Annotated in this window: 16 protein-coding genes; 6 read left to right on the top strand and 10 right to left on the bottom strand. The window is 35.2% G+C overall.

Annotated elements, in window-relative coordinates:
• Positions 1-70: 70 nt before the first annotated feature.
• Both BM383_RS05940 and BM383_RS05935 read left to right on the top strand, forming a co-directional pair.
• Positions 71-1,369, top strand: coding sequence for a DASH family cryptochrome (locus BM383_RS05940; RefSeq protein WP_093024015.1), 1,299 nt, complete (start codon positions 71-73; stop codon positions 1,367-1,369).
• Complete coding sequence (locus tag BM383_RS05935; RefSeq protein ID WP_093024013.1) at positions 1,366-2,901, top strand: cryptochrome/photolyase family protein; 1,536 nt, start codon at positions 1,366-1,368, stop codon at positions 2,899-2,901. The genes BM383_RS05940 and BM383_RS05935 overlap by 4 nt, the downstream gene beginning before the upstream one ends.
• A gap of 47 nt (positions 2,902-2,948) precedes the next feature.
• Here the strand turns inward: BM383_RS05935 and kynU are convergent, their stop codons facing one another.
• A complete protein-coding gene (kynU, locus tag BM383_RS05930) occupies positions 2,949-4,232 on the bottom strand; it encodes a kynureninase (RefSeq protein WP_093024011.1) in 1,284 nt (427 codons plus the stop codon).
• 113 nt (positions 4,233-4,345) lie between these two features.
• Here kynU and BM383_RS05925 point away from each other — a divergent pair, with 113 nt between their 5' ends.
• The gene (locus BM383_RS05925) at positions 4,346-4,987 is read left to right on the top strand and encodes an O-methyltransferase (RefSeq protein ID WP_093024009.1); all 642 of its coding nucleotides are present in this window, start codon (positions 4,346-4,348) and stop codon (positions 4,985-4,987) included.
• Here BM383_RS05925 and BM383_RS05920 read toward each other — a convergent pair.
• From BM383_RS05920 to BM383_RS05890, 7 genes are all read right to left on the bottom strand, one after another.
• A complete protein-coding gene (locus tag BM383_RS05920) occupies positions 4,982-5,653 on the bottom strand; it encodes a DUF6891 domain-containing protein (protein WP_093024007.1) in 672 nt (223 codons plus the stop codon). The genes BM383_RS05925 and BM383_RS05920 overlap by 6 nt on opposite strands.
• 16 nt (positions 5,654-5,669) lie before the next feature.
• On the bottom strand, positions 5,670-6,245 hold the full coding sequence (locus BM383_RS05915) for a phosphatase PAP2 family protein (RefSeq protein ID WP_093024005.1): 576 nt from the start codon (positions 6,243-6,245) through the stop codon (positions 5,670-5,672).
• Entirely contained in the window at positions 6,245-6,520 is a 276-nt protein-coding gene (locus BM383_RS05910) for a Sec-independent protein translocase subunit TatA/TatB (protein ID WP_093024003.1), read from the bottom strand. The genes BM383_RS05915 and BM383_RS05910 overlap by 1 nt, the downstream gene beginning before the upstream one ends.
• Positions 6,521-6,679: 159 nt before the next feature.
• A complete protein-coding gene (locus BM383_RS05905; protein WP_093024001.1) occupies positions 6,680-7,216 on the bottom strand; it encodes a thioredoxin family protein in 537 nt (178 codons plus the stop codon).
• On the bottom strand, positions 7,216-8,736 hold the full coding sequence (gene gpmI, locus BM383_RS05900) for a 2,3-bisphosphoglycerate-independent phosphoglycerate mutase (protein WP_093023999.1): 1,521 nt from the start codon (positions 8,734-8,736) through the stop codon (positions 7,216-7,218). Before gpmI ends, BM383_RS05905 begins: the two co-directional genes overlap by 1 nt.
• A gap of 99 nt (positions 8,737-8,835) precedes the next feature.
• Entirely contained in the window at positions 8,836-9,276 is a 441-nt protein-coding gene (locus BM383_RS05895) for a GNAT family N-acetyltransferase (RefSeq protein ID WP_093023997.1), read from the bottom strand.
• A 36-nt stretch (positions 9,277-9,312) separates the two neighbouring features.
• Positions 9,313-9,831, bottom strand: a complete 519-nt coding sequence (locus tag BM383_RS05890) for a hypothetical protein (RefSeq protein WP_093023995.1) — start codon at positions 9,829-9,831, stop codon at positions 9,313-9,315.
• Positions 9,832-9,951: 120 nt separating this feature from the next.
• Here BM383_RS05890 and BM383_RS05885 point away from each other — a divergent pair, with 120 nt between their 5' ends.
• Positions 9,952-10,389 carry a GNAT family N-acetyltransferase gene (locus tag BM383_RS05885; RefSeq protein ID WP_093023993.1) on the top strand — a complete coding sequence of 146 codons (438 nt, stop codon included), beginning with the start codon at positions 9,952-9,954 and terminating at the stop codon, positions 10,387-10,389.
• A 9-nt stretch (positions 10,390-10,398) separates the two neighbouring features.
• Here the strand turns inward: BM383_RS05885 and BM383_RS05880 are convergent, their stop codons facing one another.
• Complete coding sequence (locus BM383_RS05880) at positions 10,399-10,617, bottom strand: PLD nuclease N-terminal domain-containing protein (RefSeq protein ID WP_245766538.1); 219 nt, start codon at positions 10,615-10,617, stop codon at positions 10,399-10,401.
• Positions 10,618-11,987: 1,370 nt separating this feature from the next.
• On the opposite strand from BM383_RS05880, the gene BM383_RS05875 reads away from it, so the two are divergent.
• A complete protein-coding gene (locus BM383_RS05875; RefSeq protein WP_143106347.1) occupies positions 11,988-13,691 on the top strand; it encodes a BamA/TamA family outer membrane protein in 1,704 nt (567 codons plus the stop codon).
• Positions 13,692-13,834: 143 nt separating this feature from the next.
• Positions 13,835-15,049, top strand: coding sequence for an OprO/OprP family phosphate-selective porin (locus BM383_RS05870; RefSeq protein ID WP_093023987.1), 1,215 nt, complete (start codon positions 13,835-13,837; stop codon positions 15,047-15,049).
• A 108-nt stretch (positions 15,050-15,157) separates the two neighbouring features.
• Here the strand turns inward: BM383_RS05870 and BM383_RS05865 are convergent, their stop codons facing one another.
• Positions 15,158-16,030, bottom strand: a complete 873-nt coding sequence (locus BM383_RS05865; RefSeq protein WP_093023985.1) for a DUF808 family protein — start codon at positions 16,028-16,030, stop codon at positions 15,158-15,160.
• Between the last annotated feature and the right edge of the window lie 26 nt (positions 16,031-16,056).

Raw genomic sequence — 16,056 nt, 5'->3', positions numbered from 1 at the left:
GAGATTATTTTTGTTTAACATTAACTAAATTTAATTAAACAAAAAGTAAATTCGTAGCAAACAGGTTACAATGGACTTAGTAAAAAATACAGCGCTAATTTGGTTTACTACCAATCTTCGGGTGAACGATAATGTGCTTTTACAAAAAGCATCTCAGAATCATGATTCGATTATCGGAGTATACTTCATTCCAAACTATTGGACTGAAACAACTTCGTACGGATTCAAAAAAGTAGGTAAGTTTCGAATGCAGTTTATTCTAGAAAGCTTAAAAGATCTCAAAGAAAACTTAGCGAAACACCATATTCCTTTGTTTGTTTTTACTGAAAATACTGAAGATTGTATTCCTAGTTTGTGCGAAAAACATCAGATAAAATCCATTTACACTCAAAAAGAAGTTACAGCTGAAGAAGTGTCAATTCAGAAAAAAGTACAAGAAAATTTATCCGAAAATATAAAACTAAAAACTTATTACGATCAATTTTTAATTCATCCTGATGATCTTCCCTATCACGATATACATGATTTTCCAAAAGTATTTACTGAGTTCAGGAAAAAGGTTGAGCAAAACTTAAAGATTCAAGAACCGCTTAAAAAGATCGTGTTTAAAAATTCTATTTCTTTTGAAAACAACACCGAAATTCCTAATCTAGAAACATTGGGTTATGAAACTTTTACACTTCATGAAAACTCCGCTTTTCCGTTTATAGGCGGTGAAACTTCAGGCTTACAACGAATTCAACATTACTTTTTCGAAACTAAAAACGTATCCAACTACAAACAAAGTAGAAATGGTTTATTAGGTATTGATTACAGTACAAAATTTTCGGCTTGGTTGGCGCAAGGTTGCATCAATGCCAAAACAATTTATTCGGAATTGCTGCGATACGAAACCGAAGTTGAAAAGAACGACAGTACGTATTGGGTATTTTTTGAATTGCTTTGGAGAGACTATTTCAAATACATTACAATGAAGTTCGGAAACCAAATTTTTCAACTGAACGGAATTTCCAAAAAGCGGTACGATTGGAATTTTGATCAAGAAAAACTTAACCAATGGATTGCTGGTAAAACTCCAGAACCTTTTGTCAACGCAAACATGATAGAGCTTGCCAAAACCGGCTGGATGAGCAATCGCGGGCGACAAAATGTAGCGAGCTTTTGGGCTAAAGAATGGGAACAAGATTGGCGTGCCGGCGCGGCATATTTTGAATCGGTTTTGATAGATTACGATGTGCACAGCAATTATGGAAATTGGATGTACAACAGTGGTGTGGGCAACGATCCTAGAAATAGAAAATTCAATATAGAATTACAAGCTGAAAAATATGATGCTGACAAAACCTTTCAAAACACCTGGCTTTCATGAAAAAATTAAGACTCATACTTGGTGATCAGCTCAATTACAAACACAGCTGGTTTTCGGAATCTCCCGAAAATGTAGTATACGTGATGGCCGAAATGCGCCAAGAAACTGACTATGTAAAACATCATATTCAGAAAATTGTGGGCTTTTTTGCGGCCATGCGCAACTTCTCACATTGGTTGCAAAAAAGAGGTTTTGAAGTGATTTATTTTGAACTCGATGACAAAAACAATCCGCAAGATCTTCAAAAAATTATTGAGCAAACGATATCACAAACAAAAGCAACACAGTTTGAATACCAATTACCGGATGAATATCGACTGGACGAACAATTGAAATCAATTTGTAAAGAGTTATCAATCTCCACAAACGTAGTAGACACCGAACATTTTTATACTTCCAGAGAGGAATTGAAAGAATTCTACAAAGGCAAAAAAGGATTTGTGATGGAGAATTTTTACAGAATGATGCGCAAAAAACATCAAATACTGATGGAAACCGATAAAAATCCTGAAGGTGGTAAATGGAATTTTGATCAATCAAATAGAAAAAAGTGGAAAGGAACTCCGGAAATTCCACATGAAAAAGGATTCAGAAAAGATGTTTCGCAACTGGTGGAAATAGTTAATAAGGTTGGTGTTTCACACTTTGGAAACATAGAAGCTACCAACTTTAATTGGCCATTGTCTCGAAAAGATTGCTTGGCGATACTCCGCTATTTTTGTGATGAGTTACTCCCACATTTTGGTGATTATCAAGACGCCATGCATACTGAACAAGTTTACTTATTTCACTCCCGACTTTCATTTGCAATGAACACGAAAATGTTAAGTCCGAAAGAAGTGATTGATACTGTTTTGGACACTTATTATGATTCAGAAAGCAATATTCATATTTCACAAGTAGAAGGATTTATCAGGCAAATTTTAGGTTGGCGAGAATATATGCGTGGCATGTATTGGTTGAAAATGCCTGATTTTAGCGAAGCCAATTATCTGCGAAATCACAACAAATTACCTCAATTTTTCTGGACAGGAAAGACGAAAATGAATTGCTTACACCATGCTATTACCAACAGTTTAGACAATGCGTATGCACATCACATTCAGCGATTGATGATCACAGGAAACTTTGCCTTACTCAACCAAACCGACCCTAAACTAGTTGACGACTGGTATTTAGGAATTTATATTGATGCGATTGAATGGGTTGAAATCACCAATACACGTGGTATGAGTCAGTTTGCAGATGGAGGTAATATTGCGACAAAACCATATGTTTCCAGCGGAAATTACATTAATAAAATGAGTAATTATTGTAGCAAATGCTATTACAAACACACCGAAAAACTAGGCGAAAAAGCATGTCCGTTCAACGCCTTGTACTGGAATTTTCTTTCGGAAAAAGAATGGGCTTTTAAAGACAACCGACGCATGGGAATGATGCTAAATTTACTTCACAAAATGGATAAAGAGCAGTTACAACAACTCAAAGCAAGAGCACAAGATATTATTGAGAATCCAGATATATATTAAAAAAAAAGCGATACAAATTTGTATCGCTTTTATGATCTTATATCGTTTTACTTTTTCTTATTCAAAATTCCTTTTTTCAGAATCTGACCAAAATGATACATATCTTCATAAGAAGTATATAAAGGAACTGGTGCTAAACGAATAACATTTGGCTCTCTCCAATCAGTAATCACGCCGCTTTCCATCAAATAATCGAACAAAGCTCTTCCTTCACCGTGCAACAAAACAGAAAGTTGTGAAGCTCTTTCTTTTGGATTACTCGGAGTAATAATTTCAAAAGTACTATCTACTTCTTTATCAATTTCATGAAGTACAAATTCTAGATAGGAAGTGATTAAATTTCTCTTCTGAATTAATTTTTCCATACCAACTTCTTCAAAAATCTCCAAAGAAGCTAAATAAGGCGCCATAGCTATCACGGCAGCATTGCTCACGTGCCATGCCTCTGCATTTGGTTGCGGTACAAACTCAGGTTCCATTAAAAAACGGCGCTCCTTATGATGACCCCACCAACCTTCAAAACGAGGAAAATCATTTCTATTTAAATATTGCTCGTGTACAAAAATACCACTTACATTTCCAGGTCCACTGTTCATATATTTATAACTACACCAAGCAGCAAAATCTACTCCCCAATCATGTAATTTAAGTTCTGCATTACCAGCTCCATGAGCTAAATCCCATCCCACATGAGCACCTTGTTTTTTGGCCGCTTTGGTAATGGTTTCCATATCAAAAACTTGCCCGTTATAGTAATTTACACCACCCATCATGACCAAAGCCAACTCATCACCGGTTTCTTCAATAATTTTTAAAATATCCTCGGTTCTCCAAAAACTTTCACCTTCTCGTTTTTTTATTTCTACTAGCGCTTCCTTGGGATCATATCCGTGAAATTTTACTTGAGAAGCCAACATGTATTGATCTGATGGAAATGCCTTCTCCTCACAAATAATCTTGAAACGGTTTCCTTCCGGACGATAAAAAGATACCATCAAAAAATGAAGGTTTACAGTGAGCGTATTCATAACGGTAACTTCCTCTGGCTTTGCTCCTACAATTTTAGATAAAGGCTTCGCAAAACGCTCATGATAATCCCACCAAGGTTTTTCAGCATAGAAATGACCTTCTACAGCCAAATCTTTCCAATCTTTCATGATATCATCTACATACTTTTGTGCTCTTTTAGGCTGTAATCCTAATGAGTTTCCTGTGAAATAAATGACATCTTTGTTATTTACTTTTGGAAAGTGAAATTCGCTTCTATATTTCTTTAGTTCATCTTGTTGATCAAGTTCGCGAGCAAAAGCTAACGTATTTTGAAATTGCATATTGAGTTGATTATTTAGTTGTGCTCAAAAATAAGATTAATAATTCATTCTCTAAAGCTGTGTAACCAAACAATTCCCAAGAGAAATATGTACTTTTGCCAAAATTTTATGTTATGCATTTTTTACCGGAAACCATAGAACAATATGCTACAGACCATTCTGAAAATGAACCACAAATTTTACAGGAACTTACACGCGAAACACATCTAAAAGTGATTCAACCACGTATGTTGAGTGGGCATTTCCAGGGACGTTTTTTGAGTTTGATTTCTAAAATGATTGCTCCTAAGGCTATTTTAGAAATTGGTACTTATACCGGATATTCTGCAATTTCTATGGCAGAAGGATTGCAAGCTGATGGCGTTTTGCACACCATTGATGTAAATGAAGAATTGGAGGAAATTCAGCAAAAATTCTTTGAAAAAAGTGGAAATGGAGACCGAATCATTCAACATATTGGGGATGCGAAAGAAATTGTGCCTACGCTAGACATAAAATTTGACCTAGTTTTTATTGATGCTGATAAGAAAAATTATCCGGCGTATTTTGATATCATCATTGAGAAAATGAACAAAGGAGGCGTTATTTTGTCTGATAATGTACTTTGGAGTGGAAAAGTGGTTGAAGAAGTTAAAGGCAACGACAAGCAAACATTGGCACTATTGGAATACAATAAAAGACTGAAAGAAGATCCTCGCCTGGAAACAGTTTTGTTACCCATTAGAGACGGAATCACCATTAGTAGAGTACTATAACTTCCAGAATTTCCAAAGTGATTTTTTCTTTGGTTTCTGGCTTTTCTTGTAGTGATTCAATCTGTGAATTACATTTTTATAATCGTAATCTGTTTTATCTGGGATTTTTTTCCAATCAAAATTAATCACTTCTATTCTTGAAGCTAAATTACCATTCCACAAGACTTCAAAATCTTGTTTCTTTAGTTCTTCAACAATTATATTTCCTATTTCTATAGAAAGTGACTCATTTTCATTTAACGCCTGAAACCCTATAAACAATGGATTTTTTATGTGAATGATACGTTTGATATCTTGAGTTGAATAGTAGCAAAATCCCTTGATATGCTCTTCAAAAAAATCTAATTCTTGAATTACAGAATGACATTCAGATAAACAATCGTTGCGAGTATATCCTGCATTGTGCAATGCCACAATTCCTTTTTCTATGAGCTCATTGAATACATTGCGTAATTTCTCAAAATCTGTAGGATGATGCCACGTTTTGCTATCTTCAATATTTATGGTGTATTGTTCATCTATGGTTTTTGAAACCCAATCTTCATCTAAAGAAATTTCATTGAAGGTATCTAAAACCACATCAAAAATCTCCATGGGTTCTTTGAAACCAATTGCTATTTCTTCTTTAATAATTTGAATAATATCTTTCTGAATCAACTTATCCATATGCGAAATGAATACACTAAGCTTGTAGATTTTTTTTATCGATACGAATGGTTAACATTTTGTGTAACCAGTAGAAAAATATGGCCATGGTAATGCCCACAATTGCACCAACAAAAACATCGGAAGGAAAGTGAACACCCAAGTAAATTCTGCTATAACTAAAAATACAAGGCCAAAGATAAAACGTCCATGCAAACGGAATTTTTTTCCGCAGAAATAAATAAAACAAGGTAGTTATTGCAAAACTATTACAGGCGTGTCCTGAAAAAAATGAATAATCAACAGGCTGAATCATTACACGAAGTGATTCAAAAACCCGCTCATTATTTACAGGTCTTGCTCTTAGAACAAAATTCTTTACCAGCTGTGTTAACCCAAAAGTAGCCGCAAGCATGGCTACGAGTGTATACACAACCCGAAAAGCTTCTCGTCTAGAATTTTTCCTAAAAACTAAATAGAAAAAGAAAATGTAAAGAGGAATCCAAAATATGATTCGCGTAACTAGTAACCAAAATAAATCTTGATGCTCAGAACCAAGATTATTTAAATAGATTAATAGATCGGTATCATACTCTGTGATTCTTTTTAGCATTAATGTCTGCGCTTTATAGGACCGGTTACTTCTTCGATAGAGTCTTTTACTTCGTCTATCTGATTTTTAATGTCCTTGGTAAGTTCTTTATCCATAATACCGCTTTTCTCGGCACTATTGGTTATCTCTTTTTTGATATCGTTGGTAGCGTCTTTCAATTCTCGCATGCCTTTACCAAGACCTCTCGCTATCTCCGGTACTTTATCAGCACCAAATATCATCACCACTATCACCATGACAAACAAAACCTCCGGAGTGCTTATAAATAATAACATACTTTGTGTAATTAATAAATACAAATATACATAGTTTCCCCTAAGATACGCAATCCTTAGAAAAGCTTTCCGATAGTTGGTAATGTTAAATATTTACCAAAAAAAAAGAGGTTGCAATTCTAGTTGCAACCTCTCCCTTCTCAATAACATATATACTTGTTAGAAACCCGCATATGGGTTTTCGTAAGTATCAGTAGTGAAAATGGCAACCATATCTTTCTCTAAGGTATTTAGAGGATACTCTACCATTCTGTTTATTTCTTCTCCATCTTTAAAAAAGATGAATGTAGGAACATTAATAATATTATATTGATCTTCTAATCCCTCCGGTGATGTTTTATCGGTTGTTAAGCCATATACTTCAACTGCTTTGAAATTGATTTGATCCATAATTTTGAAAAAGTGTGGTACTTGTTGTTGACTATCATGACACCAAGTTCCCATAAATATCTTTACGGTAACATCTTCCAAATATGGCTTAATGGTTTTTGCAGCAGTTTCATCTACTTTATAAGATGTATACTCTTCATCAAACCAATTGTAATCATCTTCCAAAGTAGCCCTCTTGATAGGCCCAACCAAATCTGGATCTGCTACAGGATTTACCGTAGTTGCATCTTCATTGGTTATCAAACCAGCTTTGCTTCCGCAAGAAAATAATATACAACATAATAGTATGTATGCTATTCCTTTCATTAATCTATTAATGGTTTTTGTGTCATAGCTTCTGGTTGTTCTACCCCGATTAATTTTAAAATAGTTGGAGCAATGTCACCTAAAACACCATCGTACACTTCTTTAATGTCTTCATCTACCAAGATAATTGGTACCAAGTTCGTAGTATGTGCCGTATTTGGAGAACCATCTGGATTTACCATGGTATCACAGTTACCGTGATCTGCAATTACAATAGAAGTGTAACCATGAGCAGAAGCAGTTTCTATCACAGCTTTAGCACATTCGTCTACAGACTCACACGCTTTAACAGCTGCTTCCATAACTCCCGTATGCCCTACCATGTCTGGATTGGCAAAGTTTAAACATACAAAATCAACTTCTTCTTTTTCCAATTCAGGAACAATAGCATCTTTGATATCGTATGCACTCATTTCTGGTTGCAAATCATAAGTAGCTACTTTTGGAGATGGACACAAAATTCTATTTTCTCCTTCAAAAGGTTCTTCTCTACCTCCATTAAAGAAAAATGTTACGTGAGGATATTTTTCGGTTTCAGCAATTCTGATTTGCTTTTTACCAGCCTTTGAAAGCGTTTCACCCAAAGTATCTTTGATATTATCTTTATCAAAAATCACATGTACATTTTCAAAAGAAGCATCGTAATTTGTCATGGTTACATAATACAAATCTAACTTCTTCATATTGTACTCTGGAAAATCTTTCTGTGTTAATGCTTGAGATAATTGACGACCACGATCTGTACGGAAATTGAACATAATTACTACATCACCTTCCTGTACTTCTCCTATTGGATGGTTGTCTGCATCATGCATTACAATTGGCTTGATGAATTCATCAGTAACACCTTCATCATAACTTTCTTGAATAGCTTCGAGAGCATTTTTTGTAGGTTGACCATCACCATTCACGATGAGATCATATGCTAATTTCACACGTTCCCAACGCGTATCTCTATCCATTGCATAATATCTACCAATGATGGACGCTAGACGTGCATGACTTTTTGTACAATATTTACGAATATCTTCTATAAATCCTTTTCCACTTTTTGGGTCAACATCTCTACCATCTGTGAAAGCGTGGATAAATACTTTTTCTAAATGCTCATGAGCTGCAGCGTCCAATAAAGCTTTTAGATGATTGATGTGAGAATGCACACCACCATCACTTACTAATCCAAGAAAATGGACAGCTTTATTATTCTCTTTAGCATATTTAAATGCTTCTTTTAATGCCGATTCTTTTCTTAATGTATCTTTTTCAACAGCCAAGTTGATTTTTGCAAAATCTTGATACACAATTCTACCGGCACCTAAGTTCATGTGCCCTACTTCACTGTTTCCCATTTGCCCTTCCGGTAGACCTACGTTCATACCAAAGGTTTTTAAAGTTGCATTTGGATATTTAGTGTACAAACTATCAATAAATGGAGTGTTTGCTTTTTCAATCGCTGAAACTTTAGGATCAGGTGATTTTCCCCATCCGTCAAGGATCATAAGTAGTGCTTTTTTATTCATGTAATTTAATTTTCTAGTTGAAAAGTTATAGCTGTAAATATACTAACAAAATATGGCTTAAAGGCTTCTCTAAATCATATATTGAAGTTAAATAAAAAACTAATTTTGTAATTTTTTTAGCATGGTGAAGTGATTGCCAATTCCTGGAACATCAAATGCATTGCTCACTTTGTGATAACCCATTTTTTCGTAGAAACCAACAGCCACAATTCTAGCATTCATCCAAACGTAATTACCATAGCGCTGTATGGCAATTTGTTCAGCCTTTTCTACTAGTTTTCTTCCTATTTGTTTTCCTTGAAATTCTTGCAGAACAGCCATTCCACGTAGTTGATAACCTATGCCGCCATTTTCGCCATAGTTCTTTTTAAATAGCGTTACCACACCTACTAATTGGTTATTTTCATAATAGCCTAAATGAAAAGTGCCTGCTGAATGATCTCCTAAAAATATACATGATTCTAACGGTTTCCCTTCTCTTAGAATGGGATGGCGCACCGTAATAACTTCCTGAGGGGTAATGAATTTTATTACTGACATGCCGCAAAGATAGTAGAATCAGCGAAATGAAACTAGTTATGGTTCACTTGGTGTAAACTTAGGCTGTGTTTTTTCAGGTAGTGTAAGATTTGGATTAAAATTTGGAAATAAACCCTGTACGCGATCTGGAGTTAATTGCGCAGTATCCAAAAAATACCAAGTTTTACCTTCATCTTGAGAAACTGCCAACAAGTAAGATTCCGTTTCTACAGTACCTTGATTACTTTCCAATACCAGCCGTTGAGGCACTAAACAATGTAATTCCTCTCCTGCGTTATATAAATCTCCAGGACTTCCAATTTCTATTTCTTTAAATTCCAATCCTTGAGATTTCATTTGCTCCATACCGCCAGAGATCATTTGAAATGCCTTCTCCTTTCCTCCCAGTATATTCACTATTTCTGGATAGGTATATTCTACAATTACTTCATAGTTACCTTCCATCATAGCTTTTTCCATACGATTGCCTTCTAAGGTGATCAATTCAGAAAATTTGTTTTGCCCAACCATCATTTGAGCAGTAAGAAAAAGAACTACTATTATAAAACGTTTCATACTCTACTATTAATTTCAATTTCAAATGTAGGAAAAATTGAGAAGTTCATAAGATGGAACAAAATACTATGAAAAATAAGGTTCATAAATGTACCTTTGCCATCCCTAAAATTTTGAACCATGCCTATAAAATTTCAACATATTGCTCCAAAAGATATTCTTTGTGCAATGCCATTTATTCAGAAATTATCTGGTCATAAAGTTCCCAATGAGATTCTTAGCCAGCGATTATTGGAAATGGTTACTCAAAACTATGAATGTATAGGCATTTATGATGCTGATAAAATGATAGGTTGTTGCGGTCTGTGGTTTATGACCCGACATTATGCCGGTAAAAGCTGCGAAGCCGATCATGTGTATATTGACGAAAGTTATAGAAGTAAAGGTCTTGGTAAACAATTATTCAATTGGATAGAATCATACGTAAAAGCAAAAGGTTGCGAAACTATAGAACTGAATGCTTTTTTACATAATACAGCCGGACATCGGTTTTATGAGCGTGAAGGCTTTGAAAAACCAGGATACCATTTTGTGAAATGGATCTCAGAAGAAGCCTAGTGACACTAATTAAGTACGAGCTATCTTTTGTTTTCTTCCAAGTAGAAAATAAAGAATAGGTCCTATTAGTCCAGAAAATAGCACTACCAAAGTCCATATTAGTTTATCATTTTTCTGCTTAAAGTTATTGGGTAGAATATCTACAAGTGCAATAATTTTTAATGTTAAAATAGATAATGCACAAAATATTAGCACGATAGGCAATAGAGATACTAGCCATGAATCCATAGTTCCTGATGTGACCATATGAAATTATAATCCTGTTTGATGTAAAAATAGTGAAATCTATAGAAACGCAGAACTCCTGAAATCTAATTCTAAATTTATGAGGAAGATAGGATCATCACAATCGGGTCGCCACGGGTATCTTTGTTTTCCCCCTAGTATTATTTTTCCTATCGCAATAAAATTGTTTAAGAACATAGCAATACTGTAAGATACTTTACTCCGTGGCGGCGATTGCTTTTTAATTTCCCCTTACACGAATATATAACATATAAATCTTTATATCAATAACTTATTTGTTAAAAACTTTTAACAGAACTCATAACCAAGTAAGAATTAACTTAACTAAATCATTTTAGCTATATAGCTAACGCATAAAATATATTTTCTCGTTTTTACTCATAGTAAGGTTATCTATAAGCATTTTAAATTATTTGGATATTCATCAGTATCAATTTTCCATCATTGTAGTCAATTTCAAGTAATTTTTTTTGAATAAAATCTTACTTATTTAAAAAAAATAACTACATTTAGTTAATAATAAATTTTTTAGGAAAACAATCGCTGTTTAAGCGTAGATATTCCTCCCTAACTATTCCCTCACATTACAGCTTTTTTTCCTCAGGATCTTTGTCATTGTGACAAGACTTTCGGTATGGTAAATTATATCGAAAGAAAAAATTAGGTATTTATACCGTAAACCGATATCAAAATAAACTGAGTGCGTTACTCATTCGTTCATCCATTCTCTATTGTCGATGGCCATAATTTTAAGTAAGTTTATCAAGGTTTGTTCTACTTGGGTAAGGGCATTCAGTTTTTTGATTCGGTGAACAAGATCTAGTTCTTTAATAATTTTTCATTACCCTCTGATAATCAATTTATTTTATGTATCTTTTCCTTATGAAAAAGCGAACCCTACTATACAATCTTTCTACTCGCCAACGTGGTGTACTTTCGGTGGAGCTTTTCTACAAAAATCAGCGGAAAAATAATTCTACCATCAAGCTACTTTCCGTACTTATTTTTATATGCTTCCTTTGTATGCTTACTGCATTTTTCTTTTTTATTACACAATGAGATAGTCTCATTCTCTACTCTACATTTTCTTTTTAATTACTTTTTCTTGGTTGAAGTTTTTACCATCTTTCTTTTAGATTCCGTAAATTTGTCCTTCGTTATTTAAAGCAGTGGTGAGATTGAAACATGTGGTTCTTTTATGGTGTTTTGTTATGTGCTGTGTGCATTTAAAAGCACAACAAAAGGATTCACTGAAAACGAGAATTCCAGTCACAGACAGCACAAGACAGCAAAACCAACTTCAATTTTATAGAAATCTTCAACAGAAAACACATAAAAGTAAATTTACCAAAATGTTGCATGGTTTTCTTTTTCAACCTGTAAACCCTGCCAACAATTCCCGAACCACAAAAACACTGGAAAATCAGTTAAACAGAAATTTTAAGGATTTCCAGGGCAAGCGCATTCGAAATATTAAAATAACTACATTAGATCCATTTGGGTATAGTGAAAAAGACTCTACCAAGATTCCCACAAGAGCTATTGATAAATTTGGAAATGCCCTCCACGGCAAAACAAAACAATTCACTATTAAAGGATTGCTTGTAGTTAAAGAAAATCAACCGTTAGACTCTTTATTAATTTTAGAATCTGAGCGTCTTTTACGGAGACGAAATTTTATCAGAAGGGCTTTGATACGTCCTCAAAAAGTACCTGGTTCTCCAGATGAAGTTGATTTACACGTTTATGTGCTAGATAGCTGGAGCTTAGCGGTTGGAGGAGATCTTTCTACCAACAATGGTGAATTGGAACTCAAAGAATTAAATTTCCTTGGTTTCGGTCATCAAGTCACTGCTGCTTACAAGAAAGGATTTCAAGAAGAAAACGGTATTGGATACACTATGGGGTATCGTGCTCAGAATATTTACAATAGCTATATCAATGCAGAAGTTTCTCGTGATGTAGAAATTAATCAAGCCTATAAAAATGTATTTCAGGTAGATAGGTCGTTTTATTCTCCATTCACTCGTTGGGCGGGCAAAATAGGTTTTACGCAACGGTATGACTGGGAAGATCTCTACATGAGTAATACAGATACTATGATCTACGAACCCCTTAAGCGTTTTGAAGTAGATGTTTGGGGTGGCTATGCTATTCCTATTGCGCATAAGGAGGATGAAAAAAGCCTTCCTACCAACCTAATTTTAGGTGCTCGCTTTGCTAAAAGATCATTTCTACAAAAACCAGATGAAACCATTGATTCCGTTTCGTTTTTTGCCAATCAGAACTTCTTTTTGGGCTCCGTAGGTTTACGTCATGTAAACTATGTAAGAGATCGGTATATTTTCAGAAATGGTGATATTGAAGATATTGCAGTGGGTAGTAGTTATTTTATTAATTCCGGTTATCAACAAAATGCTACAAGCGGTAATTACTATACCGGACTCAGTGTAACACTTAGCAATTATTTTAGTGATTTTGGTTATATCGCTGCAAATGCAGAATACGGTAGTTATTACAGCGATGGTGATCCCAGACAATCTTTATTCAGGTTACAAACCACTTATTTTACTCCGGTTTTTAGTATTGGAAAATGGTATTTTAGGCAATTTGCTAAACTCAATTCTGTAGTAGGTATCAATAGAAAAGATATTATACTAGACAGAATAGACCTCAACGGTAAAAATGGCATTACAGGGTTTGATAGCAGACAGGTTTTTGGAACGCGTAAATTTGTATTCAGTTTTAGGACACAATCGTATGTTCCGTTTGATTGGATAGGCTTTCGTATGAGTCCTTTTTTAGATATTGATTTGGGTTGCATTGGATCAGAACCACATCCTTTCTTTAAAAATGAAGCCTATACCAAATTCGGAATCGGATTCTTGATTAGTAATGATTATTTTGTTTTTGAAAACATTAAGCTCTCCTTTTTCTATATTCCCAAAATGCCTGGTAATGCCGGTAACCAACTGCAATTTCAAGGTTCGGGCTATAATCAATTCAGTCTGGAACAGTACAATTATCAACCTCCTCATATTATCGAATATCAGTAATCCACTAATTCGCTTCAAAAGATATTTCCAAGAGTTAACATAATGTATCTAAATTGTTACACAAACATTATGCTTAACCTACTATTATGTGTAGCTTTGCACGCTTAATAGCATACCGTGCTCCCTAAGAATAGGAAAACACAATGAGAATAACCAACCACCACAACTATATTTTTATTGTAGTTCTTGGGCTTTTAAGCAGTTTTCAGGCCCTGGGACAACAATCCAAAAAAGATTCTTTACCCAAGTTACACATTACCTACGGAAACAAAGGCTTTGAAATGCGGTCTGAAGACAACAAATACCTTTTACAAATTCAAAGCCGACTCCAATTTAGATTTGCCACACCAAATGATACCGATCCTTTGACGCTGGACGATTTTAATCAAGATGAGAACAATTTATTCAAAATCAATAGAGCTCGTTTAAAGGTTGGTGGGCACGCATACCAACCGTGGCTTAAATATTATTGGGAATATGATGTAAGCCAATCCAATTTACTAGACTGGAGAGTAATGGTAGAGAAATGGAAATGGCTAAAACTGAAAGTTGGTCAATGGAAAATAGAATATAGCCGTGAACGCCGCATAAGTAGTGGTGCCCAGCAAATGGTAGACCGTTCACTGTTAAACCGACATTTTACAGTAGATAGGCAACAAGGTGTGGAACTCTATGGTAGACTAGACGGTAATGGGATGCTAGACTTTAGCTACTGGGCAGCAATGCTTACAGGAACCGGACGTGGAAGCCGAACCAATGACGACAACAATCTTATGTATTTTGCACGTTTACAATGGAATATGCTTGGAGAAGATCTTGGTTTTAAGAGTTCTGATCTTTCTATTCATAAAACTCCCGAAGCTATTATCGCCGTTGCTGCCGTTACCAATGAAAGTCCGTATACCCGATTCTCTTCTTCCGGTGGTGGTGCTTTAACAGGTTTTGAAAGTATGGAAGACGGCCAATACCGCATTAACCAATTGAATATAGAATCTGCGTTTGTATACCGAGGTTTCAGTTGGCAATCAGAATTTCATCAAAAAGAAATTATTGACCATGAAAATAATGATGCCACTACCAACATGATTGGTTACTACGCTCAAGCCGGCTACCTTGCACATCAAGCACTTGACTGGTGGCCTGCTCCGCTGGAAATTGCCGCACGCTACTCCCATTACAACCCCGATAGAAGTATTTTAGCTAATAATCTACAAGAAGCCTCATTAGCCTTCAACTGGTTTTTTAAAGGGCACAGAAATAAATTAACTTTGGAGTGTTCTGCTTTTGATTATGAAACACCCGAAATGAAAATAGACAATCGTATGCGTTTCCGGCTACAATGGGACGTATCCTTCTAAAAAAAGCCCTGTAACTATAATAGTTCAGGGCTTTTTTTGATTGTTGTTGTTTTTAAAATACAAGTGGATTACTTTCTTCATCCCTATTGCATTCCAAAAAGCATCTTTTTATTTTTTGAAAACGTGTATCAGTTTTTTCACACCGGTAATCACTCCAAGAGCAATGAGCCCTGCAATTAATCCTAAGGCAATCTCTTTTACAATACTAGGCACACTTGGTAACATGTGATGAATGTACTCCACATTGTGTACAAAAATACCACCGGATACCAAGATCAAGGCAATGGTACCTACCACAGATAAAATACGAATAACTACCGGCAAAGCTCTTACCAAAAAGTGACCTAATTTACTTCTAAAACCGGTATCGTTAGACCGGTCAATAAGCTTGATACCTGCATCATCCATACGTACAATTAAGGCTACAATTCCATAGATACCCACGGTAGCCAACAAGGCCACCACCGTAACGGTTACTATTTGAACGCCTAAAGTAGCATCTTGTGGAACAGAAGCAAGGGCTATGATCACAATCTCTAGCGACAAAATAAAATCTGTAGAAATTGCAGCTTTGATCTTTGATTTTTCAGCTGCCAATGCTGCTTCCTTTCCTTTGGGAATAGCCGCAGCCTCTGGTTTGTGTTGTTTATGAAACAAGAACTCCACAATCTTCTCTACCCCTTCGTACGCCAAGTAAAAACCACCAATTAACAATACAATGGTGATAGCAATGGGTACATACACTTTGAGCAAGAAGACAATAGGAATAATGATAATTTTATTGAGTAATGCTCCTTTAGAAATAGACCATAAAACCGGCAACTCTCTGCTAGATACAAAGCCGGTAGCCTTTTCTGCATTTACAGCAAGGTCATCTCCTAAGATACCCGCGGTTTTCTGAGTTGCTATTTTACTTGCCGAAGCAACATCATCCATTAAAGAAGCGATATCATCTAAGATCGCAAAAAATCCTGAAGCCATAGTTTGGGTTGTAGTTTGCTACAAAA

The sequence above is a fragment of the Pustulibacterium marinum genome, from assembly GCF_900116665.1.
GTDB lineage: Bacteria > Bacteroidota > Bacteroidia > Flavobacteriales > Flavobacteriaceae > Pustulibacterium > Pustulibacterium marinum.
This window is presented reverse-complemented; position numbering and strand designations above follow the sequence as displayed.